Below are 25,973 nucleotides of genomic sequence, written 5' to 3' on the forward strand. Positions count from 1 at the left end.
CCGCTTTGTAGGGGTGCGGCATGGGGATTGCCTTTGTGAACGGCCGCTATGGGCCTTTGGCCGATGCCGCGGTGCATGTGGAGGATCGGGGGCTGCAATTCGCCGACGCCGTCTATGAGGTGTGCGCGGTGTTGAACGGCCGGCTGCTGGATTGGGACAAGCATTGCTGGCGGCTGCGGCGCGGGCTGGCGGCGCTGTTCATCGAGGGCGTGATGGGCGACGCGGCGCTGGGGCAGGTGGCGGCGCGGCTGCTGCGGGCGAACCGGGCGGGTGATGGCCTGCTCTACATCCAGGTGACACGGGGGAGCGCGCGGCGGGACCATCCCTTTCCGAGGGACATCCGGCCGACGCTGATCATGACCTGGAAGGCGTTCGATTTCGCGGCGCGGCTGCGGCACCAGCGGGAGGGCCTGGCGGCGGTGAGCCTGCCGGACCAGCGCTGGGCGCGGTGCGACATCAAGACCACCGGGCTGCTCGCCAATGTGCTGGCGAAGCAGGCGGCGAAGGCGGCGGGCGGCGCGGAGGCGGTGCTGGTGCGCGAGGATGGCGTGGTGACGGAGGGCGGCAGCACGAACATCTGGATCGTGGACGCGGCGGGCGTGTTGCGGACGCATCCACTGTCGGCGCGGATCCTGCCCGGCGTGATGCGCGACACGCTGATCGGGCTGGCGCGGGAGCGGCAGATGCTGGTGGAGGAACGGGCCTTCACGCTGGACGAGGTGCGGAGCGCGCGGGAGCTGTTCATGACGAGCACGACGGCGCCGGTGGTGCCGCTGGTGACGCTGGACGGGGTGGCGGTGGGCGATGGCCGGCCGGGGCCGGTGGCGACACGGCTGGCCGATGCGATGTGGGGCGAGATCGAGCGGCAGACGGGGTGGCGTGTCAGCGGAGCGGCCGGCTGAGGACGACGAAGGCGAGGTCGGGGGTGCGGGGCAGGCCGAAGCGCGGGTCATGGTGCGGGAAGGGGCGGGTTTCGCCGGTGAGGGCATAGCCGCGGCGCTGGTAGTAAGCGATGAGGTCGGACCGTTGGGCGATGACGGTCATTTCCATGGCGGTGGCGCCGAGGCCGCGGGCGTGGGCCTCCGCAGCGGCGATGAGGGTGCGGCCGAGGCCAGCGGCCTGGTGCGTGGGATCGACGGTAAGGAGGCCGAGATAGGCGAGGCCGTTCCCCTTGTCGCTGACCTGGACGCAGCCCTGGAGGTGGCCGGCGGTGTCGGCGAGGAGGATCGTTTCGGTTGGCGTGGCGAGCGCGGCGGCGAGGGTTTCGGGGTCGGTGCGCTGGCCGTCGAGCAGGTCGGCCTCGTGCGTCCAGCCCTGGCGGGCGGAGTCGCCGCGGTAGGCGCGGTGGATGAGGGCGTCGAGCGCCGGCAGGTCGGCGGGCGTGGCGGGCCGGATGGGCACTTCAGGCGGCTTCGGCGAGCACCCTTTTGTAGATGCTGTTCAGCGGTTTTTCGAAGAGTTTCATCACCATGGGTTCGAAGAAGCTGAGGGGCGCGGTGTCGTAGGCCGGGTCGAAGGCGGGGCAGTCGTAGCGGTCGATGAAGGCTTCGGTGGCGGCGAAATGGGGGTGGCCGCGGAATTGTTCGCGCATGTCGCGGTCGAGGCCGATGTGGTGGAAGAAATTGTGGCCCTGGAAGATGCCGTGGTGCTGGACGATCCAGTGCAGGTCTTCGGACAGGAAGGGTTTGAGGATGGCGGCGGCGATGTCGGGGTGGTTGTAGGCGCCGAGCGTGTCGCCGATGTCGTGGAGAAGGGCCATGACGACGTAGGGTTCGGACTGGCCATCGCGGTGGGCGCGGGTGGCGGTTTGCAGGCTGTGGGTGAGCCGGTCAACGGCGAAGCCGCCGAAATCGCCATCGAGGAGGCGCAAATGGGCGAGGACGCGGGCGCCGCCGTTGGGGGCGAAGTGCATGTTGTGGCGGACGATGATGGCCCAGTCCTCGGCGGTGCTGGTGCTCATGTCGGTGAAGCTGGCCTGGTCGCTCATGTGCGGTCTCCCGCTGGGGAGGTTATCGGTTTGGTGGAGTGGGTGCAATGGCGTGCGCAGCGCGGCGAGAAATAGCGGGGCGAAGCCCGCTATTTCGAGACTCGCGCCAGCATGGCCGGCGTGCGGTTGGCCTTGGCCGACCGACACGTCCGACAGCGTGGCTTTGCCACGCCCTTTCTTTCTTCTTTTGTCTTTCTGCCCTCTCCGCGCAGCCGACTGCCCGAGTTCGCGCGGCTTGGCCGCGCAGGGGTTGTAGGACTATGGAAGGTTGGTCGAAAAAAGTGACAGCCTGGATCAAGGGCTTGGCGGGAATGATCGGTTCTTTCCGCTGCGTTGGGTGTTGGTGGGATGATGGATGCTGAACCGAGTTCAGCATGACGGCGAGTTCTACCGACATCACCGCCTCACCAGCCAGCTCGGTATCCAAACCTACTTCTGCGACCCCTGTGCACTCTGGCAAAAAGGCGGCATCTAAAACGCCATCGGACGCCTTAGGCGCGCACTGCCCAGAAAAACCGACCCAACAACCTTGCCCGCAGACCACATCGACGCCATCCTCAGCGCCTACAACAACACACCCAGAAAATGCCTCGGCTTCCTCACACCAGCCGAAACCTTCTCCCCGTTGCACTTCCAATGTGAATCCACACCCGGGTCAAGCGCGGGGTGACGGGTCGGTTGCGCGGAAGCGGAGGGTGGCGGTTTGGCCGAGGGCGAGGCGGTTGGTGGTGAGGGCGAAGGCGATGCTGGCAAGGAGGGTGACCAGCATCCAGTCGATATAATGGAGGCCGAGCCAGTTGGGGGGGGCGGCCAGCGTGGCGAGGGCGTAGAAGGCGATGCCGAAGAGGGTGCCGGCGATGGCCGCGGCGGCGCGGACGTTGCGGAACAGCAGCCCGGTGACGAAGGCCGACAGGATCGGCATGGAGAAGAGGCCGTTCAGCTGTTGCAGCAGGTTGATGATGCTCTTGGCGTTGGCGAACAGGGGCACGAGGGCGACCGAGCTGAGCGTGAGGAGCGCGGCGAGCGTGGCGGCGAGGCGGCGCTGGTGGCGGATCGGGCGGAACAGCCGTTCGTGGAAATCGACCGACCAGAGCGCGACGGTGCTGTTCAGGATGGCGGCGGTGTGGGCGATCACCGCGGCGGCGATGGCGGCGGCGAACAGGCCGGAAAGCGCCGGCGGCAGCACCTGGGCGACGAGGAGGCCATAGGCGCGGTCGTCGACGTCGCCCATCAGCTTGTAGGCGACGACGCCGGGCACGGTGACGATGACGGGAATGATGAGGATGCGGATGCCGGCGGCGGCGAGGACGCCCTTTTGCGCCTCCCGGACAGTGGGGGCGGTCATCGCCTTTTGCGTGATGTTCTGGTTGGTGGACCAGTAGAAGATCTGGATGAACAGCATGCCGGTGAAGAGGGTGTGGAAGGGGATGGGGGAGGTGCGGTCGCCGACCATGGTGAGGCGATCGGGCGGGATGCCGGAAAGGTCGAAGTTGATGGCCTGGAGCGCCAGGAGGACGATGAGGAGCGCGATGGTGAGGACGAGGACGCCGGAATAGGTGTCCATCACGGCGACCGCCTTCAGCCCGCCGAGCATGGTGTAGGCGGCGGCGATGATGGCCATGGCGGCGGCGAACGCCACGAGCGGGATGGCGGCGCCAGACATCGATTGCAGGAAGAGCGCGCCGCTGTACAGGCCGGCGGGCAGGTAGATGACGATGTTGCCGAACAGGAACAGCGCGGAGATCAGCGTGCGGATGCCGCGGCCGCCATAGCGGCGTTCGAGCAGTTCGGTGACGGTGGTGCAGTTGTTGCGGTAGTAGAGCGGCACGAAGACGAAGGCGAGGATGAGGAGGCCGACGAAGCCGGCGATTTCCCACCAGGCGAGGAGCAGCATCTGGTTGCCGTTCATGCCCACCAGCTGTTCCGTGGAGAGGTTGGTGAGGGTGATCGAGCCGGCGACGAAGGGCCAGGTCAGGCTCTTGCCGGCGAGGTAGAGATCCTGCTGGGTGGCGTTGCGGGCGCTGTGGCGGAGCTTTGCCCAGGTGGCGAGCGCGATGGTGGCGAGCAGCAGCGCGGCGATGAGGCCCTGGCCGGCGGCCGATGTTGCGAAATGGCTCATGCTGCGTCCCCCGCCTGTGATGGCAGGGTGGCGGCGGCGGGCGGCGATGGCAAGCCGTGCGAAATGTCGGATTGATACAATCTGAATGCGACAATCCGTGCCAAATCATTGACAAGCGTGATGGCGTGCGCACAGTGCCATGGTGCGTGGATGAGTCGGGAGGCGTGACATGACGGGGCAGGACATCGTTCGGCGGGTCAGCATGGTGGCGCTGTTGGGCGCGCTGCTGGCGGGGCCGGTGCAGGCGCAATCGGTGGAGGATCTGGCGGGGCAGCTGGCGGCCAAGCCGAAGCCGAAGCCGGCGGAGACGCCGGGGTGCGAGAAGAAGCTGCCCGACGGCAGCTGTCCGGACATCGTGGACACACGGCAGATGCGGCTGGGTGGCGGGAGTGCCGGCGCGACGGCCGCGAAGTCGGTGCGGCAGGATATCAGCATGACCTTCATGGCGGGGTCGGCGCAGCTGACCGCGTCGGCGATGGCGACGCTGGACCGTTTTGCCAAGGCATTGAGCGCGGTGGGCAATTACCGGCCGTTCACGGTGGAGGGGCATACCGACCGCAGCGGTTCGCGCGAGGTGAACCAGGCGCTGAGCAAGGCGCGGGCGGAATCGGTGGTCAATTATCTGGCGGCCAAGGGTGTCGACCGGAGCCGGATGACGCCGCGTGGCTTTGGTTTCGACCGGACGCTGCCGGGGCGGTCGGCGACGGACCCGGCGAACCGCCGCGTCGAGGTCAGTGCCAACTGACCGGGCGTTGGCCGGTGTCCGGGAGGGTCGGCGCGGCGTCTTGTTGTCGGTCGGACGCCGTGCGGTTGGACATGCGCGGTCATGAGGTGGTTCGTTTGGGGGAATATCGGACATGGGTGCTGGCGGGGGTGCTGTCGGGGGTGCAGGCGGGAACAAGCGGCGCGCCACTGAGGGATTGCGCGCCGGGCTGACCCTGGGGCTGCTGTGTTCGGCCGGGGGACTGGGAGCGCAGGCGGTGCCGCCGGTGGGGCAGGTGCCCAATGTCAGCCCGCCGACCGCGGGCGAGATTTTGCGGACGCCGCCGGCGCCGCCGACCGCGCCGACGGTGAGCGTGCGCAGCCGCGGGGCGATGGTGGCCGGGCCGTGCCCGGAGGGCATCGCCAATTCACCGCTGAGGATGGCGTTGAAGGGCGTGGATTTCACCGCGCCGGGGGGTGCGCCGCTGCCGCCGCAGATCGCCGCATTGCTGGCGGGCGTGGGCGCCGGGCTGGATGGCAGCGAGCGGCCGCTGGCCGACGTGTGCACGCTGCGCGACGCGGCGACCGCGGCCCTGGCGCGCGGCCGCTATGTGGCGGTGGTGCAGGTGCCGGAGCAGACGCTGGGCGACGGGCGGCTGAAGCTGACGGTGGTGACCGCGCGGATTGCCGAGTTGCGGGTGCGGGGCGATCCCGGGCGCTCCCAGGGGCGGCTGGAGGCGCTGCTGGGGCGATTGAAGGCGCTCGATCCACTGAACGAGGCGGATGCCGAGCGGGTGCTGCTGCTGGCGAGCGACATTCCGGGCATCTCCGTGAACCTGGAGCTGCGGCCGAGCCCGACCGGTCGGCCGGGCGAGGTGATCGGCGAGGTGGCGATCGAGCGGACGGCGGGGTCGCTGCTGTTCAACGCGGTGAACACGGGGTCGCAGCAGATCGGGCGCTGGAGCGGGCTGGTGCGCGGCGAGCTGTTCGGGCTGACCGGGATGGCGGACCGCAGTTTCGTAGCGCTGTTTTCGACCGCCGACTTCAAGGAGCAGCAGGTCGTGCAGGGCGGGCACGAGTTCGGCATCGGCAGCAAGGGGTTTCGGGTGGGGGCGACGGCGACCTATGCCTGGACCTCGCCCTCGATCGACAATGCCGGCGCCGGGTTCGACCTGGCGTCGCGGTCGCTGCTGATGCAGTTCCAGGCGAGCTATCCGGTGCTCAGGAGCACCAACCGCAACATCCGCATGGCGGCGGGGCTGGATTATACCGACCAGCGGGTGCGGGCGGGAATCCTGCCGATCAACCTGGACAAGCTGCGGACGCTGTTCCTGCGCGCCGATGGCGAGTTCCAGGAGCGGCCGGTGCTGGGGCTGGCGCCGGCGTGGCGGGTGGGCGGCACGCTGGAGCTGCGCAAGGGGATCGCGGCGCTGGGGGCGACGCGGCCGGGGCAGATCAGCGGCACCGCGGTGCCGACGCGGTTCGAGGGTGACGGCCAGGCGTTCGTGGTGCGCGGCGGGGTGAACGGCGAGGCGCGGCTGCGGTTCGGGCCGGCATCGCCCTATGCGGTGACGTTCGCGGGCGACGTGCGCGGGCAGTGGACGAACAAGCCGCTGCTGGCGTTCGACGAGTTCGCGGTGGGCAATCTGACGATGGGGCGCGGCTATGACCCGGGCGCGACCTCGGGCGACCGGGCGATCGGTGCCTCGGGCGAGTTGCGGGTGGGCAAGCCGCAGCCGCAGGGGCGCAACGACCTGGCGCTGGAGGCGCTGGGCTTTTTCGACTGGGTGAAGATCCGCAACCTGGACAGCACCAATTTCGAGCGCGACCGGACGCTGAAGAGCGTGGGCGGGGGCGTGCGGGCGACCTGGGGGGCGCGGACGCGGCTGGACGTGACCTATGCCCGGCCGCTCGACAAGGCGCTTGAGATTGACAACGACCGGGCGCCGGCACGGGTGCTGGTCTCGCTGACCGTTCGTGCGTTGCCGTGGCGTTGAGGGGAAGATCGATGGGCAAAGACACTTCGATCCGGATGCGGCTGCTGGCAGGCGCCGGGCTTGCGGCGCTGCTGGCGACGCCGGGCATGACGCAGATGCCGACGGGCGGCGTGGTGCAGAGCGGTACGATCACGTCGAGCGTGGCGGACGGCGGCCTCGACCCCGAGCTGGGCGGCGGCACGGGGGCGTTGCTGTCGGGTGATCCCACGAAGACGCTGTTCACGATGACGCTGCCGACGGGGACGACGTCCGCCTCGGTGAACTGGGGCAGTTTCAACATCGATGCCGGCAACACCGTGCGGTTCGTGCAGGCGGACAATGCGGCGTTCGCGGTGCTGAACCGGGTGACGGGCGGCAATCCGACGACGATCGCCGGCACGCTGTCGGGCAATCCGGCAGGCGCGGTGGGGGCGAAGGGCACCATCTTCGTGCTGAACGAGGCGGGGCTGAGCTTTGCCGGCAGCGCGCGGGTGACCAACCTGACCGGGCTGGTGGTGAGTTCGCTGGCCGTCGACCTGGGCGCGGATGACGCGGGTTTCGCGGCGCTGGCGGGCGATCTGGAGGCGGCGGGCGCGACGGTGCGGTTCAACGGCGCGGGCACGGCGGCGGTGTCGGTGGCGAATGGCGCCGAGCTGACCGTCGAGGGCGTGCTGTTGATGGTGGCGCCGAAGGTGGACACGGCCGGGCTGCTGTCGGCGAGCGGCGACGCGGGTTTCGTGGTGGCGCAGGACACCACCGTGCAGCTCAACAAGACCAGCCTGATCAATGTGAAGATCGATGCCGGGACGGCGCTGGCGGATGGCGCGGTGCTGCTGGGCGGCACGGTCGGCGGCAACAAGGTTTATGCGGCGGTGGCGTCCGAGGCCGATGTGGCGGCAGCGTTGCTGAACGTCAGTGGCGCGGTGACGGCGACGAGCGCCAGCAGCGGCGAGAATGGCATCATCCTGAGCGCCGGGCGGGATGTCGGCACGGCGGTGACGGTGACGGCGGGTGCCACGACCGACGGGCTGGGCGATGTGAGTGTGTCCGGCGGCCTGACGGCGGGCGTGACCGACGTGGCGGTGCTGGGCAACCGGGCGGTGACGCTGGGCAATGCCAGCACGGTGGGCGGCGCGGCGCTGGCGTTCGACGCGGCGACGGCGCTGACGCTGGGTGGCGGGCTGACGGCGACGGGGGATATTGTCGCCACCGGCGCCTCCGTGGCGTTGGGCGGAACCAATGCGGTGACGCAGGCGGCGGCCGGCCGGGTGTCGGTGACGGCCGGCGGGGGGGCGGTGACGGTGGGCGCCGGCGGGGTGACGCTGCGCGCCAACAGCGGCGATGTGGACGATGGCGTCAACCGCGGCCTGACGCTGTCGGCGACGGCGGGTATCGGCAGCGGCGGCACGCTGGTGCTGCGCGCCGGCACCAGCGGCGCCGACGGCCGGACGGTGACGGTGACGGCGGGGGATGCGGCGGCGGTGACGCTGGGCAATGTGACCGGCGGGACGCTGGCGCTGGACGCCTCGACGCCGGGGGCGCTGGGCGATGTCTCGCTGGGCGTGGTGAACACGCGCGCGGCAGTGTCGGTGGCGAATGCCGGTGCCATCGCCGTGACCGGCGTGACCAGCCAGACGGCGGGGATCACGCTGAACGCCGGCACGACGCTGAACGCCGGGGCGCTGACAGCGACCACCGCCGGCGCGGCGATCGACCTGGATGCGGGGGGCAGCGCGACGCTGACCGGGGATATCGCGGCGGGCGGCACGCTGAATGTCAACGCCGTGGGCGTGGCGCTGGGCGGTGCCGTCGCGCGGACGATGGCGGCGGCGGGGCTGGTGGATGTCAACGCAGGCACCGGCGCGCTGACGGTGGGGGCGGGCGGCGTGACGCTGCGGTCGAACAGCGGCAATGTCGATCGGGCCGGGGATGCCGATGTGCGTTCCATCACGCTGGCGACGGGCGGGGCCATCGGGGGTGGTGGCGCGCTTTCACTGGTGACCGGCAACGCGGCGACGAATGTGCGCAACATCAGCGTGACCGGCGGCAGCGGCGCGGCGATCACGCTGGGCGACATCGTAGTCGACGGGTTGACTGTGGGGCCGACCGATGCCGGCAATGTGACGCTGGGCGATATCGATGCGCAATCGTCGGTGGAGCTGGTTTCCGGCGCGGCGCTGGTGGTGGGGAACGTGACCAGCGCCATCGGCGACATCGGGCTGTTCGGGGCGACCGGGGTGACGACGGGGGCGCTGAGCGCGACCGCCCTGAGCCAGAGCATCGTGGTGCAGGCGAACGGCGGCGCGGTGATCGTGGACGGCGATGTGACGACGGGCACCAATTTCACCGTGACCGGCGACAGCGTGCGGCTGGGCGGCGCGGGTGCCGTGACCCAGGCGGCCGGCGGGCTGGTGAATGTGACCGCGGATGTGGGGGCGGTGACGGTGGGCGCCGGTGGCGTGCTGCTGCGCGCCAACAGCGGCGATCTGGCGGACGGGACGGACCGATCGCTGACCATCGGCGCGGCGACGGGGATCGGCGGCGGCGGCGTGTTGACGCTGCGCGCCGGCACGAGTGGCGCCGACGGGCGCGCGGTGACGCTGACCGGCGGCAGCGCGGGCGTGGTGGCGCTGGGCGACGTGACGGGCGGCACGCTGGCGATCGACAGCGGCACGCCGGGGCAGCTGGGCACTATCAGCGCCGGCGCCCTGGACGTGCGCGGGGCGATTGCCATTGCCAACGCGGGATCGATCGCGCTGGGCAGCGCAGTCAGCCAGACGGCGGGGATCAAGCTGGACGCGGGGACAACGTTGAGCGCGGGGGCGCTGACGGCGACGAGCGTGGGCGCGGCGATCGACCTGGATGCAGGCGGCGCGGCGACGCTGGCGGACAGCATTGCGGCCGGCGGCGCGCTGACCATCGACAGCAACGGGCTGACGCTGGGGACGAGCGGCGCGACGCGGACGGTGACGGCGGGGACGAGCGCGACGATCAACGCCGGGACCGGGGTGACGGCGCGCGGCGTGCTGACCATCGACGCGGTGGGCGCGCTGGGTGTGACGGGGGCGATCGGGCATAATGACACGCTGACGCTGGAAGGCGTTTCGGTGTCGGTGGGGGCGATCAGCCGCACTGGTGACGCGCCCACGGGGACGGGCGATCTGATCATCAACGCGACCGCTGGCAATGTCAGCGCCGGGGCGGTGGCGGCGCGTCGTGATGCGGTGCTGAGCGCGTCGGGCGCGACGTCCGACCTGAGCGTCGGCGGGGTCGCGTCTGGCGGCCGCACCGGGCTGAGCGCCGGGCGTGACGTGACGGTGACGGGCGCGGTGACAACCGGTGTCGACGGATTCGATGTGACCGCCGGACGGGCGGCGGCCGTGCGCGGCGCGGTGACCGCCGTGGGCGACTATCGGGTGGATGCGCAGAGCGTGGCGCTGGGCGCGGCGGGCGGCGTGACGCAGGCGGCGACCGGGCGGGTGGCGGTGACCGCCTCGGCCGGGGACGTGACGGTGGGCGCCGGCGGGGTGACGCTGCGTTCCAACAGCGGCAATCTCGCGGATGGCAGCGACCGGACGCTGGCGGTTTCGGCGACCGGCTCGGTGGGGACGGGGGGTCTGCTGGCACTGTCGTCGGGGTTGGCGAGCAATGCCTCCGGCCGGCTGATGACGGTGCGGGCGGGTGATACCGAAACGATCACGCTGGGCAATGCGACCGGCGGCAGCCTGGAAGTGGCGGCGAGCGCGGGGGCGACCGGCGATGTGGCGCTGGGCGTGGTGACGGTGCGCGAGGCGCTGACAGTGGTGAGCGGCGGGGCGCTGGACATCGGTGGGGCGAGCAGCCGACTGGGCGCGATCAGCCTGACCGGCGCGGGGGCTGTGACGGCGGGCGGCCTGAGCACGCTGGCCGACGGGCAGGGCATCATCGTGGACGCTGGCGGCGCGGCGGCGCGGGTGACCGGCGATGTCAGTTCGGGCGCGGACCTTGCCATTCTTGGGTCCACCGTGACGCTGGGCGGCGCGTCCGCGGTGACGCAGGCGGCAAGGGGCAAGGTGACGGTGACGGCGGCCACGGGCGTGGTGGATGCCGGCGCGGGCGGTGTGACGCTGCAATCGAACAGCGGCAATCTGGTGGATGGCACGGACCGCACCCTGTCCTTGAGCGCGGCGGGGGCGATTGGCTCGAGCGGGCTGATCGGGCTGGTGGCGGGCAATGCCGATGCCAGCGGTCGGGGCATCACGGTGACGGGCGTGACGGGCGCGACGATCCGGCTGGGTGATGTCACCGGCGGCACACTGACCATGCTGCCGGCGGACAGTGGCGCGGTGACGCTGGGTCAGCTGACGCTGAACAGCATCATCGACATCAATGTCGGCACGCTGAGCGTGGGTGGCGCGAGCAGCACGACCGGCGGCGTGTCGCTGGTGGCGAGCCTGGGCGACCTGGTGGTGGGCAAGGACCAGGCAGACAGCGGCCTGGTGAAGTCGGCCGCGGGATCGGACGTGCTGATGCGCGCCACCGCCGGCGCGGTGACGGTGCTGGCCAATGTCGACAGTGGCAATCTGCTGACGGTACGGGCCGGCAGCGGTGACGTGACGCTGGGGCGCGCGGCGACGACGGTTTTACAGGTGGCGGCGGGCGTGACGGTGGAGGCGCCGCGCGCGATCATCGGGCGCGGTGCGCTGACGCTGCAATCGGGTGAGGGGACGGCCATCGCGCTGACCGCGGGGACGGTGGCACCGGTGGGCGGGCGCACGCTGGATTTCGGCGCAGATACCCGCCTGGTCGGTGGTGCGCTGCTGCCGGGGGGCGCGGGCGGCACGGGCGATGTATTTGTGGTGCAGGGCGGCGCGGCGAGCGGGCTGCGGTTCGGGCGGGTGGATGCGCGCGGCTTCGTGGGATCGACGGACGGGGTGAGCGCGGCGAGCAGCGACGGCTTGCTGGCGAGCGTGGGGGCGTTCGATACCGGGGTGGTGACGACGCAGGAGGGGTTGACGCTAAGCGCCGGCAGCGACCTGACCATGGCCGGCGCGGTGGTGCTGGGGCGGGGTGCCGTGCGGACGCCGGGGGTGACGGCGGATGACAATCTGACACTGACGGCATCGGCCGGCGGGCTGTCGGTTTCGGGCGCGCTGCAGAACCGGGCCCTCGACACGCAGGGCGGGGATATCGGGTTGAGCGCGGCGAACGCGCTGAGTTTCGGCACCATCGCGGCGCGGCGGGACCTGGCCATCACCTCGACCGGCGCGGGGGTGACGGTTGCCGCGGCGCGGGCCGGGCGCACCCTGACGCTGAGTGGCCGGACGGTGAACGCGACGCTGGCGGCGGCGGGGGTTTCGGTGTCGGCGACGGCGACCGCCGGCGGCGCGACCGTGGGCCAGGGGACGACGACCGGCAAGAAGCTGCTGGATGACCTGTCCGGCTTTGGCGTGGTGGATGCGCTGTTGCCGGGGGCGGATGTGACGGTGTCGGCGACGGGCAACGCGCTGTTGACCAGCGGCAATGCGGTGGCCGGAATCAGCGTGACGTCGAGCGGCGGCGGTGCGACGGTGGGCAATGGCGTGGCGCGCGATTTCGTGACCGCGAATGCGGCGGGCGCGGCCGCGGTCAATGGCGCGACGGTGACGGCGGGCGGCGCGAGCGCGACGGGCGCGAGCGCGACGGTGGCGAATTTCACGGTCAGCGGCTCGGCGACGGCGAACAGTGGTGCCGGCGCGGCGCGGGTAGTTGGGGGCACCGCGGGTGGGGATGTGGTGGCCCGGTCGTCGGCCGGGGGCGACGCGTCAGTCCGTGCGCAGGCGGGCGGATCGGTGCTGGTGGCGACCTCCGGCGTCGCGTCCGTTAACATATCGACGGCAGTGACGGGCAGCATCGTGGTGCGCGGCGGCAGCGTGCAGTCCGAAGGTGCGCTGAGCGCGGGCAACGACATCATCCTGCTGGCGAGCGGCAGCGTGACGGCGTCCGGCAGCATGATCACGACGGCTTCGGGCAGTGACGCGGCAGCGGTGGACGCGCTGACCGGGCTGGCGCCGCTGGATCCCTTCGGCGGACCGGCGGTGACCGGGGTTGGCGGATCGCAGGTCATCGCGCGCGGCACCGGCCCCGTGACGCTGAGCGGCAGCGTGTCTGCCTTTGACGATTATCGCGTGCGCGGCGGCGGGGTTGCGCTGGGGACCGCCGGTTTCCTGCTGGAGCAACTTGCGCGCGGGGCGGTGGTGATCGAGGGCGGTGCGGGTGGCGTGGCGCTGCGCGGCAGCGGCGGTGTCCTGTTGTCCAACGCCGGTGGTTTGCGCACGGGAGCGGCCGGGGCGTTGGCAATCACGTCGACCGGATCGGTGGATGATGGCGCCGGGGCGCGGTCGCGGGCGGCGGTGCGCGCCGCGACGGCGACCGGGCAGGCGCAGGGGGTGCAGCCTGGGGTGACACTGGCGGTGGATGCCGGCTGCGGTGGCAACCTGAGGCTGGGGTCGGTGACGGGTGGCGACATCGTGGCGAGCGCGCCGGGCGCGATCGATCTCGGCACGGTGAGGACGACGAGCCGGGTGGCGGTGAGCGGCGTGGGGCCGGTGTTCCCGGATACGGCGACGATCACCATCGACAGCCTGGTGGTCACGGCGACGGATGTCAGTGGCTTCGTGGCGCAGGACAGCACGCTGATCGCGGGCAATGGCGTGACGTTGGGGTCGGCGGCGGCGTTCAATGGCGGGCGGATCGCCGGGCTGGCGCTGCGCGCGAATGGCGGCGCCGTGACGCTGAACAGCGCGCCGGGCAGCACGAACGACATCGCGCAGCTGACGCTGGAATCGCAGAGCGGGGCGGTGAGCGCGACCGGCGTGGCCGCGGGGGTGATCGAGCTGGCGGGCCGGCAGGGCGGGTCGAGCGTGAGTGGCGTCGCCCTGACCGCGGACGGTGACATCGTCGCCAGCGGCCCGACGGTGACGCTGGGATCGGTGACCAGCCTGAACGGCAACATCCGCGTCGGCGCGACGGGGCTGGCCTCGGTGGCGGCGGCGGGCGGCCAGAGCGCGTCGGCGGCGAACGGTCGCCTGCAGCTTTCGGGCGGCAGCGTGCTGCTGGGCAATGCGGCGGCGCGGACCATCGTGGTGAGCGCGCCGGCGGTGACGCTGGCGTCGGGCGCGGCGCTGGCCGCGGGCGATGACCTGTTGCTGGTGAGCGGCGGCGCGGTCGACCTGGGCAGCGCGACATTGTCCGCGGGGCCGGGCGCCGATGCGCAGGGTGGCAATGACGGGGTGGGCCTGACGGGGACCACGCTGACGCTGGTGAGCGGCAGCGGCTATGGCGCCGGGGCACAGGTGTTGCAGCTGAACGACGCGGTGGCGCTCGATCCGCTGAGCGGGCAGGCGGTGACGCAGTTCGGCGGCAACAATGTGACGGTGATCGCCGGTGCGGCCTTGACCAGCACGGGGGCGACGCTGGCGGCGGCGCGCGACGTGCGGCTGGCGGCCGGTGGCGGCCTGACGGCGGGGGCGGTGGGCGCGGGGCGCGACCTGATCCTGACGGCGGGACGCAGCCAGGCGGGCACGCTGACCACGAGTGGCGCGCTGAGCGCCGGGGGCAATGCCATCCTGCTGAACGGCAATGGCGGAATCGTGGCGGGTGGCGGCAGCATCAAGACGACGGGCGCCAACCCGGGGCTGGCGGCGCCGCGCGACCTGACGGGGGCGGGGCTGGTCGATCCGGTGAGCGGCGGGGCCATCGTGGGCCTGTCCGGCCGGGATGTGGTGCTGGCGGCGAGCGGCGCGGTCACGCTGCCGACGGCATCGGCGACGGTGGCGGGCAGCTTGCGGGCCTTTTCGGCGGGCGCGGTGACGGCGGGGGCCGGGGCGCTGACGGTGGCGGATTCGCTGCTGGTGCGGGGTGCGAGCGTCGACCTGGGTGGCGCGGTGACTGCGGGGGGTGACATCGTCCTGCTGGCGCTGGCGGGCAATGCGCGGTCGGTGGGGACGTTGACCACGAGCGGCGCGGCGGCGGGGTTGAGCCCGCTGGTCGACCTGGCGGGGGCGGCAGTCGCGCTGCCGGGCGAGGGCGCGCTGACGCGGACGGGCGGTGGCTCGGTGCTGGTGGCGGCGACCGGGCTGGCGACGGTGGGTGGCGATGTGAGCGCCGCGGGGCGCTATACGGTTCAGGGGCGAAACGGCGTTTCACTGGCGGGATCGCAGGCGGCGCGGCGGGATGTGCTGGTGGAGGCGTCGCTGACGGCGAATCCGGCCTCGGTCACGCTGGCAGATGGCATGGTGCTGGCGTCCAACAGCGATGGCGCGGGCGCGGGCGAGGGCCTGGTGCTGCGGCTGGGCAATGGTGATGTGAATGCGGCGAACGCGACGCTGCGGGCCGGGCGGAGCGTCGGCGAGACGCTGGCGAACCAGGGCAATGTGGTGCTGGCGGCGGCGCAGGCGGACGGCGTGCGCGCCGTGGCCATCGGCACGCTGGACAGCGCCAATGCGGCGCTGGTGGCGCGTGATGCATTTGCGGTGACGACGGCGCTGGTGGATGGCGGGCTGGCGTTGACCTCGACCAATGGCGCGGTGTCTCTGGGCAGCGTGAGCGTGGGCAGTGGCGTGCCGCTGATGAGCGCGGCGGAGTTGGCGGCGATCGACCTGTCATTGAAGGGGGCGGCGGGGGCGACGCTGGGCGGAACGCTGAGCGATGGCCGGCTGCGCGACATCACGCTGGTGGCGAGTGCCGGCAATGCGGCGATTACCGGGCGGGCCAGCGCGCGCGATGACATAGCCGTGGTGGCGCAGGCGGGGACGGCAAGCGCGGCGACGCTGGCGTTGCAGGGCGCGGCGAGCGACAGCGAGGGCGGCGACTCGGGTGCGGCGCTGCGCGACGCGCAGGGGCAGGTGGCGAATGATCCGACCGGCGGCGGCGCGCTGGTGGGGCTGGACGGGCGCAACCTGGTGGTGGTGGGCGCGAATGGCGCCAGCGTGGGTGTGGCGGAAGCGGGCACGGGCGTGAACCGGCTGCGCGTGCAGACGCAGGATGGCGCGGCGACGCTGACGACGGCGGATGCGGCGGCGGGCAGCCGGCCGCAGGTGATTCTGGTGGCGAGCGGCACGGGCGATGCGACGGCGACGACGGCGCGATCGGACGGCAGCCTGACGGTGCGCGGGGTGAATGCGACGCTGGTGACCGGCGAGGCGGCGGGTGCGATTCTGGTGGATGCGGCGGCGGCGGCGACGGTGACCGAGGCGCGCGCCGGCACCACGCTGGACGTGCGTGGCGGCACGCTGGTGGAGGTGGCGAGTGGCAGCGCCGGCGGCGATGTGCTGTTGGCGGGCGGCGGGGTGAGCGCCGGGACGATCGGCGCCGGCAATGATATCGTGGCAACGGGCGGCGGCATGGGTCTGGCCGATCTCTCCGCGGGGCGCGACATATTGGTGGACGCGAGTGGTGCGGTGACGCTGACGCGGGGGGTTGCCGGGCGCGATCTGATGCTGACAGCGGCGAGTGGCGATCTGGGGCTGAGTGGCGGGCTGGTGAGCGCGGTGCGTGTACTGTCAGCGACGACGACGGGTGCGCTGAACGTCGGTCTGGCGAGCGGTGGGACGGTGGTGCTGGATTCGGGCACGGTCGCGACGGTGGCGGATGTGACCGCGGGGACGACGCTGGATATCCTGGGCGATACGGCGATTGTGCTGACGACCGGTGACGCCGGCACGACGGCGACGCTGACCGGCGGGTCTGTGGACGTCACCACGCTGACCGCAGGTGAGGATGCGGTAATCGGTGGCAGCACGCTGACGCTGGCGCGTGTGGAGGCCGGGCGGGACCTGCTGGTGAGTGCGAGCGGGGCGGCGACGCTGACTCGCGGGACGGCCGGGCGGGATTTGATCCTGACGGCGGCGAGTGCGAATTTGGGCGCGGATGTGGTGAGCGCGGTGGGCGCGCTGTCGGCGACGACGACGGGTGCGCTGACAGTGGGCGTGGCGAGCGGCGGCACGGTGCTGCTGGACTCGGGCACGATAGCGACAATCGCGGACGTGACCGCGGGCACGACGCTGGATATCGTGGGTGATACGGCGATTGTGCTGACACAAGGCAATGCCGGCACGACGGCGACATTGGCGGGCGGCACGGTGGATGTGACGACGCTGACGGCGGGTCAGGATGCGCTGATCGGGGGCAGCACGCTGACGCTGGCGAGTGTCGAGGCGGGGCGGGACCTGCTGGTGAATGCGAGCGGCGCGGCGACGATGACGCGCGGCACGGCCGGGCGTGATCTGACGTTGACGGCGGCGAGTGCTGATCTGGGCACCGGCGGCGGGCTGGTGAGCGCGGTGCGGGCGCTGTCGGCGACGACGATCGGTGCGCTGACGGTCGGCACGGCGACGGGTGGCACGGTGGTTCTGGACTCGGGCACCGTGGCGACGGTGGCGGATGTGACCGCGGCGACGACGCTGGATATCCGGGGCGACACGGCGGTGTTGCTCACCAATGGCAGCGCCGGGACGACGGCGACGCTGAGCGGCGGCACGGTGGATGTGACCACGCTGACCGCGGGCGAGGATGCGGTGATCGGCGGCAGTGCGCTGACGCTGGCGCGCGTGGAGGCCGGGCGTGACCTGCTGGTGACGGCCACCGGCGCGGCGACGCTGACGCGCGGGACGGCCGGGCGTGATCTGACGCTGACGGCGGCGAGCGCGAACCTGGGGGCTGATCTGGTGACCGCGGTGGGCGCGCTGTCGGCGACGACGACCGGCGCGCTGACGGTTGGCACGGCGACGGGTGGCACGGTGCTGCTGGATTCGGGCACGGTGGCGACTGTGACCGATGTGACGGCGGGGACGACGCTGGGCATTTCGGGCGATGGCTCGGTGGTGCTGACCAGAGGGGTGTCGGGCACGGTGGCGACGCTGAGCGGCGGCACGGTGAATGTGGCGGAGCTGCGCGCCGGGACGGACGGCGTGATTGGCGGCAGCGTGGTGACGCTGGCGGATGTGCGCGCCGGGCAGGATCTGGCCATCAGTGCGAGCGATGCGGCGCTGGTGACACGGGCGGGCGCGGCGCGTGACCTGACGGTTAGCGCGGGCAGCGCGCGGCTGGGCATGGACGCTGGGCGGGTGGCGGCAGGGCGCGATCTGCGTGCGACGATCACCAGTGGGGTAATGGTGGGAGATGCCGGGGCGGGCCGGGCCATGGCGCTGTCCGGCGCGACGCTGGAGGCGGCGACGCTGCGGGCGGGCGACAGCATCAATGCGACGGCGACGGCCGGGGGTGCGACGGTGACGAACGCCACGGTCGATGGCCGGCGGCTGCTTGCCGATCTGTCCGGGCCGGACGGCGCCTCGGTGGCGGATGGCAATGTGCGCAGCGTCACGGTGGGGGCGAGCGGGCTGGCGACGGTGACGGCGGCGACTGCGGTGCGGTCGGTGACGGTGACCGGTTCGGCGGTGACGGTGGGGACGGCGTTCGGCAATGTCGGCGATGCCTCGGTGAGCGATGGCGACCTGGTGCTGACGGCGAATGCGGGCACGGTCAGCCTGGTCGATGGCCGGGCGCGGGATGTGGCGATGACGGCGAGCGGGGATGTGCTGGTCGATCCGGTGACGGCGACACGCGATGTCATCGTATCGGCGGGCGGGCTGGCGGATATCGACACCGGCACGGCGGGGCAGGATCTGCGCATCACGGCGGGGCGGATCAGCTCGACCGACCTGTCGGCGGGCCGGGATGTGGCGATGACGGCGAATGCCGGCGATATCACGTTGGGCCGGCTGGCGGCCGGGCAGGACATGGCGCTGAGCGCGAGCGGCGCGGTGACCGCGGCGACGCTGGGCGCCGGGCGCGACCTGCGGGTGCAAGGGGGTTCGGTGGACGTGGCCACCGCCGATGCCGGCCGCGACCTGCTGCTGGATGCGGCCGGGCTGCTGAAGCTGACGACCGGAACCGCGGTGCGCGACGCCAACCTGGTGGGCGGATCGGTGACGCTGGGCACGGTGAGCGCGGGCGACGATGTGGTGGCGATTGCCACGGCGGGCGACCTGACGGCGACGACGCTGACAGCGCTGGGCGGGGGCGACGACGGCAGCGGGCCTGTCAGGGGCGATGGCTCGGCAACGCCCGATCCGGTGCTGGGCGGCACGCTGGGGGCGCTGCCGGGCGCGTCGGTGGTGGGTCTGGCCAGCGGCACCGCGACGGTGGGCAGCGCGACGGCACCGGCGCTGGTGCGCATCGGCTCGCTGGGCGGCGCCATCGTGGTGGATGTGCTGGTGGCGGCGAGCGGCGACATCAACCTGGCGGGCAGCAGCATCACGGCGAACGAGCTGCGCGCGGCGCGCGACGTGATCCTGCGCAGCAGCGCGGGGGATATCGCGGTCGGCACGATGGGCGCCGGCCGCAATCTGGAGTCGAACGCTTCGCAGGACCTGCTGATCGACCGGGAGGCGACCGCCGGGGGGGCGGCGACCCTGCGCGCCGGGCGCGATGTGGCGCTGGGCCGGGCGCTGGTGCCGCCGGCGCTGGCGCTGCTGACGGGCGGCGAGACGGTGTTGAATGCGGGGCGCACCCTGAGCAGCAACAGCGGGGTGAAGGCGGGAACGACGCTGACCAGCCGCAGCGGCGCGGCGACGCGGCTGACCGGGCTGGAGGCGGGCGGTGCGGCGACGCTGTCGGCGGGGACGGACATCAATCTGACGGACGTGAGCAAGGCGGGCGGGGCGCTGGCCATCACCAGCGATGCCGGCAACCTGCGGAGCGATGCCCTGGTGGGCGCGGGCGTGAGCGCGACCGCGAGCGCCGGCGCGATGACCGTGGCGAGCGTGGACTCGAGCGCGGCGGCCAGCCTGAACGGGGCACAGGGCGTGACGGTGACGGGCGCCACCAATGCGACCGGCGCGGTGAGTGTGGGCAGCGCCAATGGCGCGATCGTGACGGGGGGCCTGAAGGGCAGTGCGGTCACGGTGAACGCGGTTGCTGACAGCGCGACGCTGGCGAGTGTCGACAGCGTCGGGGAGGCGACGCTGAGCGGTGGCGCGGGCCTGACGGTGACGGGGGCGACGACGGCGGGTGGCAATGTGTCGCTGGCGAGCAGCGCCGGCAGCATCGGCACGGGGGCGGTGAGCGGCGGCAATGTGACGGCGAGCGCGATGGCCGGCGGCGCGCTGATCGCCAGCCTGAGCGCCACGGGCACGGCGAACGTGACGACGCGGGATGCGCTGACCCTGCAGGGGCCGGCCAATGCCGGTGGGGCGCTGACGCTGCTGAGCCAGAATGGCCCGGTCACCACCGCGGCGCTGGTCGGCAACGGGGTGAGCGTGACCTCGACGGGCGGCAGCATGCGCCTGGCGAGCGTGAATTCGGGCGGCGCGGCGACGCTGCGGGCCGGCGGCGACATCGGCGTGACGGAGGCGACGACGGCGACGGCGGCGGTGGACGTGCGCAGCGACAATGGCTCGGTGACGGCCGGCGCGGTGAGCGGCAATGGCGTGACGGTGGCCGCGCTGAATGGCGGGGCGACGCTGGCGAGCCTGGCCTCGGGCGCCAATGCGCAGGTCAGCACCGGCGGCGCGCTGGGCATCACGGGCGCGGGCAGCGCGGTGGGCACGCTGACGCTGCTGAGCGGCAATGGCCAGGTGACGACGGGGGCGCTGGGCGGCAACGGGGTGAGCGTGACGGCGACCGGCGGCGGGATGCGGCTGGCGAGCGTGTCGTCCGGCGGCGCGGCGACCCTGCGGGCTGGCGGCGATATCAACGTGACGGACGCAACGACCGCGACGGCGGCGGTCGATGTGCTGAGCGGCAATGGTTCGGTGACGATGGGCGCGGTCGGCGGCAATGGCGTGACGGTGGCGGCGACGAACGGCGCGGTGACGCTGGCCAGCCTGGAGTCCGGCGCAGCGGCGAGCGTGGGCGCGCGTGATGCGCTGGCGGTGACGGGCGCGGCGAATGCGGTGGGCACGCTGGCGCTGCTGAGCGGCAATGGCGCCATCGGCACGGGCGCGCTTTCGGGCAATGGCGTGACGGTGACGGCGACCAATGGCTCGGCGACGCTGGCGAGCGTGAGTTCGCGCGCGGCGGCGGCGCTGAGCGCCGGTCAGGCGCTGGTGGTGACGGGGGCCGCGGGCGCGGCGGGGACGCTGGCGCTGGTGAGTGGCAACGGATCGGTCACGACGGGGGCGCTGAGCGGCAATGGGGTGATGGTGACCGCGAACAATGGCGGCATGACGCTGGCGAGCGTGGCATCGACCGGGGCGGCGACGCTGCGGGGCGGGCAGGCGGTGGCGGTGACCGGGGCGACGACGGCGAGCGGCGTGGCGGATATCGCCAGCAGCAACGGCTCGGTGACGACCGGTGCGGTGAGCGGCAATGGCGTGACGGTGGCGGCGGGCAACGGGTCGGCGACGCTGGCGAGCCTGGCCTCGAGCGGCAATGCCAGCGTGACCACCGGCCAGGCGCTGACGGTGACGGGTGCGGCCAGCGCGGCGGGGACGATGAGCCTGGTGAGCGCGAACGGGGCCATCGGCGCCGGCGCGGTGAGCGGCAATGGCGTGACGGTGACGGCGACGCGGGGCGCGGCGACGCTGGCGAGCGTCGATTCGCGGGGCAGCGCGACGCTGAGCGCCGACAGCGACCTGACGGTGCGCGGCGCGACGGTGACGGCGGGCACGCTGGGCGCGACGGCAGCGAAGGGCGCGCTGGCGCTGGCGGATGTCAACAGCGGCGGCGAGGTGACGCTGGCGGCGACGGCGGGCAATGCCACGGTCGCGGGCATCAGCCGGGCGCCGAAGGTGACGCTGACCGCGGGCGGCACGGCGGCGGTGGATGGCGCGGTGACTGTTGCCGGCGACTATCTGGTGACGGCGTCCAGCATCCGGCTGGGCAGCGTGGGCGGACGGCAGTCGATCGGCGGCAAGGCCGAGCTGAAATCGGCGAGCATCGCGCTGGGCGGGTCGCACACGCTGGCGGTGACGGGACCGGTGCTGCTGGGGGTGACGGGCAATGCCGCGGGGGTTTCGCTGGGCGATGGCGATGGCGCGCCGTCGGGCGCGGACCGCTATCGGCTGACGACGGCGGACCTCGCCAAGATCAGCACGCCGACGCTGGAGATCGATGCCGGGGCGAAGCGGTTCGACATCGGCGACGCGGCGTTCGCCAACATCGGCCGGTCGGTGGGGCTGAAGACCACGGGCGACATCCGGGTGGCGGGGACGTTGCAGTTCGCGACCGCGCAGGGCGGCCAGGCGCGGGTGCTGACGATGGGCGGCAGTGCCGGTGGCGCCGATCTCGACCGCAGCACGGCGACGGCGCGCAGCATCGAGGTGACGGCGCGCAACACGCTGGACAACAGCGCGACCAGCGGCACGGGCGGGCAGATCCTGGCCGGCGGTTCGGTGGTGCAGCTGCGCGGCAACTTCATCGCGCTGGGGCAGCGGCCGTCGCCCGATGGCGGCATTCCGTTCATCGATGCGTTGCTGCTGGGGGCGGCGCCGCTGACGGCGGACCAGGTGCGCGGGCAATATCTGTCGAACCCGGGCTCCACGCTCTATACCGCGATCCGGCCCTATGTGCGGCAGGCGCCGACGCCGCAGGCGATCGTGCGCGCCGACCGGCTGGTGCTGGCGGTGGGGCAGTGGGCGCTCATTCAGAACACCGGCCTGGCGGCGCAGCCGGGCGGCGGGGTGGAGGTGGGATCGATCCAGCTGAACAAGGTGGCGGGCGCGGCGGCGCCGGACCCGGCGGTGGCGGTATTCGGCTCGCTGGCGAATACGGTCGGCATCGCCTCGGCCTTGAGGATTTCGCCGGAGCAACTGGATGGCATCAGCCCGAACAATGTGCGGATCAACGGCTGCGTGGCGCTGTCGACGGCGGGCTGCATCCAGTCCGCGGTGACCATCCCGACGATCCGCCTGACCGACCCGAGCAAGGTGCTGGTGGTGAGCAACGCGCCCGACCTGATCATGTCGGTGGACCTGTTCACCGGATCGAGCAACGAATCGCTGTGGCGGGATGCCAATGAGGAACCGGCGCCGATCGAGGAAAAGCGCGAAGAGGAGCGGCGGCCATGAGGGGAATGCGTCGGCACTGGCTGGGGGCGATGCTGCTGGCGGGCGCGGCGCTGCCGGCGGTGGCCGCGGCGCCGTTGCCGGACAGTTTCGACCTGGGGCGCGGGCCGCAGGGGGAATTGTGCCGCGCCGACCGCATCTGGTCCGACCCGGCGGCGAGCGGCATGTTCGACCGGGTCTATGGCGTGCGCTGTCGCGGCTGGACGGATACCGGATCGGTGGGACGGCTGTTCCTGGTGACGGCGGGGGCGAAGGCGAGCGCGGCGGTGGCGGCGCAACAGGACGCGCGGATGAGCTGTGGCGCGCCGGCGGCGGTGACTGTGGAGCGGCTGGGCCGGGGCGAGGGGCGGCGCTGCCTGGAGCGCGAGGCCGGCTATGACGCGGTGGCGGTGAGCATCCCGCGCGGCAAGCAGCTGCTGGTGGTGGAGGGGCTGGGGCGGTTCCTGCCCAATCTGCTGGCGGGTGCCAGGGCAATGGCGGGCGTGGGCAAGGTTCCGACCGGGGCCGAGTTGCCGAAGGCGACGATCGACCTGGGCGCGGCGCCGGCGCCGGCGGCGGGTGCGCTGGCAGGGGCGCGGACGCTCGACCGCGAGGCACTGGACGGGCGCAAGGTGGAGGTGCTGGATTACAGCATCCGCGGCCAGCACAGCGAGGCGCGGGAGATCGTGACGCGTTACCTGGCACGGTTGCCGGCGGATGTGCCGGTGGGCGACCGGATCGAATTCACGCTGGATGCGGCGCTGTCGGAATCAAACCTGGGCTATGGCGACATCGCCGGCGCCTATCTGGACCGGGCGGCGACGCTGCTGGCGGGGCCGGACGCGCCGCGAGGGAGCCTGGCGGAGGAATTGCGCACCAAGCTGGCGGTCTATCGCGCGGTCGATGCGCTCAACCGGCGCGATTTCGCCAATGCCGCGACGCTGGCGAGCGCGGCGCTGGCGCTCGATCCGAGCGCCGGGGCGGAGGTGGCGGGCGGTGGCCCGTTGCAGGACCCGTTCCTGTTGCGGCAGATCAACAATGCCGGCGGCAGCCGCTCGCTGACGGCGCGCGACACCAGCTGGGTGCGGCCGTTGATCCTGCGGGCGCAGACGCTGTATGTCCGCGGCGCGGCACTGCGGGCGCAGGGGCAGTTCCAGGAGGCGCAGGAGGTGCTGCGCCAGGCCGAGCGGCTGATGCAGCGTTTCGACGACAGCGGGCTGGAGCTGTCGAACCTGCTGTGGCTGCGGAGCGGCGTGGCGGCGGAACAGGGGCGGGTGGCGATGCGGCTGAAACAGCCGGCGGAGGCGCGGGCGGCCTTTGCCCGGGCGGCGAGCGTGCTGGAGCGGTCGTCGGTCTATGCCGACACGCCGCTGGTGGCGCAGCGGCGGATCGAATATGCCAACGCCCTGCTGGCGGTGGGTGACGGGGCGGCGGCGCGCAAGGAGTTCGACCAGGCGGTGGCGGTGCTGCGCGCCAATGGCCCGTCGGCATCGGCGGGGATCACCGGGCTGGACGGCTATTTCGGGTTGCTGGCGGCGGAGATCGCCAGGGGCGGCGCGGGCGCGGAGCCGGCGAAGGCGACCTTCTTTGAAGCGTCGCAGCTGATCAGCCCGCCGGCGGTGGCGACGCAGATCGCGCAACTGCAGAAGATTTTCGAGAGCGGATCGAGCGACGCGGCGGTGCGCGCGAAGGCGTTGCAGGATCTGGACCGCGACGCGCGGGCGATCGCGACGCGGCTGTCGACGCTGCCGCCGTCGGCGACGCGGGACCGGGCGGCGCTGGAGGCCGAGCTGGGGCAGGTGGAGGCGCGCGCGGCGCAGGTGCGCAGCGAGCTGGCGGGCGACCAGCAGTTCCAGCAGGCGGCGGAATCGGTGGTGACGCTGACCGAGCTGAAGAATGCGCTGGCGCCGAACGAGGCCTATCTGAAACTGCTGTCGCTGGCGCAGGCGAGCTATGCCATCGTGGTGCGGCGCGAGGGAGTGGCGGTTTACGCGACCACGCCGGGGACGGCGGGACTGGCGAAGCTGGCGGCGACGGTGCGGCAGTCCATCGATGGCACGGTGGCGGCCGATGGCCGGGTGATCCCCCTGGTCTATGATGTGGAGAGCGCGTTCGCGCTGAAGGAGGCGCTGCTGGGGCCGGCGGACAGCCTGTTGAACGGCGCGACGACGCTGGTGACCGAGCCGTCGGGGCCGATGACGCAGCTGCCGTTCGGGGTGCTGGTGGCGGACAAGGCGAGTGTCGATGCCTTTGCCGAGAGCGTGAAGCTGAACAGCCGGGATTATTCCAGGGTGCGCTTCGTGGCGGGGGCCTATCGCATCGATACCGCGGTGTCGCCGCGGTCCTTCGTGATCGGCCGGACGCAGACGCCGACGCGGGCGCAGTACAGCTATCTGGGGCTGGGCAACCATGCCCGGCCGACGCCGACCGAGCTGGCGGCGCTGCCCAACCGCGGGGCCTTCGCCGGGCGGTGCGCGGTGCGCGCGGATGCGCTGCGCGCCGGGTTCGCGGCGATGAAGTCGATCGGGGCGGCCGAGCTGGCGACGGCGGCGAAGGTGATGGGGGCGGACGCCAAGGTGGTGCAGCAGGACGCCTTCACCGACAGCGCGCTGGATGACGGCAAGGGACTGGGCGGCACGCTGCGCGATTTCGCGGTGGTGCACTTCGCGACGCACGGGCTGAAGGAGGGCGAGCTGGATTGCGACAGCCCGCCGGCGCTGATCACCTCGATCGCGGAGACGGGCGATTCGGACGGGCTGCTGAGTTTCGAGGAGATCGCCGGGCTGAGCATGGACGCCAACCTGGTGGTGCTGTCGGCGTGCAACACGGCGGCGCAGACGACGGCATCGCGGGCCAGCGGATCCGGGTTCCGGGCGCGGCCGGGGCAGGCGGCGACGCTGAACGGCCTGGTCCGTGCCTTCCTGGTGGCGGGCAGCCGCGCCGTGCTGACGACGCACTGGGCGATCCCCGACAGTTTCAGGGCGCGCGACGGCCGGCAGGTGGCGGCCTCCACCGCGCTGGTGGGCACGCTGTTCGAGGCCGGGGTGAAGGGCGGCATGGGGGATGCGCTGAAGACCGCGCAGACCACGATGATCGCCAACGTCGATACCTCCCACCCCTATTACTGGGGCGCCTTCATGCTGGTGGGGGATGGTTCGCGTTCGATGCTGGCGCGGGCGAAATAG

8 protein-coding genes and 1 pseudogene are annotated in these 25,973 nt (G+C 72.3%); 6 read left to right on the forward strand and 3 right to left on the reverse strand.

Features of this window, described 5'->3' with window-relative positions; genetic code table 11:
* Positions 1-20 precede the first annotated feature (20 nt).
* Positions 21-902, forward strand: coding sequence for a D-amino-acid transaminase (locus H3309_RS02210; protein WP_182297103.1), 882 nt, complete (start codon positions 21-23; stop codon positions 900-902).
* Here the strand turns inward: H3309_RS02210 and H3309_RS02215 are convergent.
* The gene (locus H3309_RS02215) at positions 883-1,401 is read right to left on the reverse strand and encodes a GNAT family N-acetyltransferase (protein ID WP_182297105.1); all 519 of its coding nucleotides are present in this window, start codon (positions 1,399-1,401) and stop codon (positions 883-885) included. The genes H3309_RS02210 and H3309_RS02215 overlap by 20 nt on opposite strands.
* A 1-nt stretch (position 1,402) precedes the next feature.
* Complete coding sequence (locus H3309_RS02220) at positions 1,403-1,987, reverse strand: HD domain-containing protein (protein ID WP_182297107.1); 585 nt, start codon at positions 1,985-1,987, stop codon at positions 1,403-1,405.
* Positions 1,988-2,369: 382 nt separating this feature from the next.
* Between H3309_RS02220 and H3309_RS17865 the strand changes: the two are divergent.
* Positions 2,370-2,657 (forward strand): annotated as a pseudogene (locus H3309_RS17865) (transposase); the annotation flags it as partial.
* Here H3309_RS17865 and H3309_RS02225 read toward each other — a convergent pair.
* Positions 2,643-4,106, reverse strand: coding sequence for a sodium:solute symporter family transporter (locus H3309_RS02225; protein WP_182297108.1), 1,464 nt, complete (start codon positions 4,104-4,106; stop codon positions 2,643-2,645). The pseudogene H3309_RS17865 and the gene H3309_RS02225 sit on opposite strands and share 15 nt — an antisense overlap.
* A 169-nt stretch (positions 4,107-4,275) precedes the next feature.
* Here H3309_RS02225 and H3309_RS02230 point away from each other — a divergent pair, with 169 nt between their 5' ends.
* From H3309_RS02230 to H3309_RS02245, 4 genes are all read left to right on the forward strand, one after another.
* Entirely contained in the window at positions 4,276-4,851 is a 576-nt protein-coding gene (locus H3309_RS02230) for an OmpA family protein (protein ID WP_182297109.1), read from the forward strand.
* Between the two features lie 175 nt (positions 4,852-5,026).
* A complete protein-coding gene (locus H3309_RS02235) occupies positions 5,027-6,805 on the forward strand; it encodes a ShlB/FhaC/HecB family hemolysin secretion/activation protein (RefSeq protein WP_182297110.1) in 1,779 nt (592 codons plus the stop codon).
* Between the two features lie 11 nt (positions 6,806-6,816).
* On the forward strand, positions 6,817-22,812 hold the full coding sequence (locus H3309_RS02240) for a filamentous hemagglutinin N-terminal domain-containing protein (RefSeq protein ID WP_182297111.1): 15,996 nt from the start codon (positions 6,817-6,819) through the stop codon (positions 22,810-22,812).
* Positions 22,809-25,973 (forward strand): CHAT domain-containing protein, encoded by a 3,165-nt coding sequence (locus tag H3309_RS02245; RefSeq protein WP_182297112.1) that lies wholly within the window; start codon positions 22,809-22,811, stop codon positions 25,971-25,973. The genes H3309_RS02240 and H3309_RS02245 overlap by 4 nt, the downstream gene beginning before the upstream one ends.

It is taken from the genome of Sandaracinobacteroides saxicola, from assembly GCF_014117445.1.
Taxonomy (GTDB): Bacteria; Pseudomonadota; Alphaproteobacteria; order Sphingomonadales; family Sphingomonadaceae; genus Sandaracinobacteroides_A; species Sandaracinobacteroides_A saxicola.

Coding starts and splice junctions, on each gene's coding strand:
- H3309_RS02220 (WP_182297107.1), bottom strand. CDS start 1,987: ATGAGCGACCAGGCCAGCTTCACCGACATGAGCACCAGCACCGCCGAG.
- H3309_RS02245 (WP_182297112.1), top strand. CDS start 22,809: ATGAGGGGAATGCGTCGGCACTGGCTGGGGGCGATGCTGCTGGCGGGC.
- H3309_RS02210 (WP_182297103.1), top strand. CDS start 21: ATGGGGATTGCCTTTGTGAACGGCCGCTATGGGCCTTTGGCCGATGCC.
- H3309_RS02240 (WP_182297111.1), top strand. CDS start 6,817: ATGGGCAAAGACACTTCGATCCGGATGCGGCTGCTGGCAGGCGCCGGG.
- H3309_RS02230 (WP_182297109.1), top strand. CDS start 4,276: ATGACGGGGCAGGACATCGTTCGGCGGGTCAGCATGGTGGCGCTGTTG.
- H3309_RS02225 (WP_182297108.1), bottom strand. CDS start 4,106: ATGAGCCATTTCGCAACATCGGCCGCCGGCCAGGGCCTCATCGCCGCG.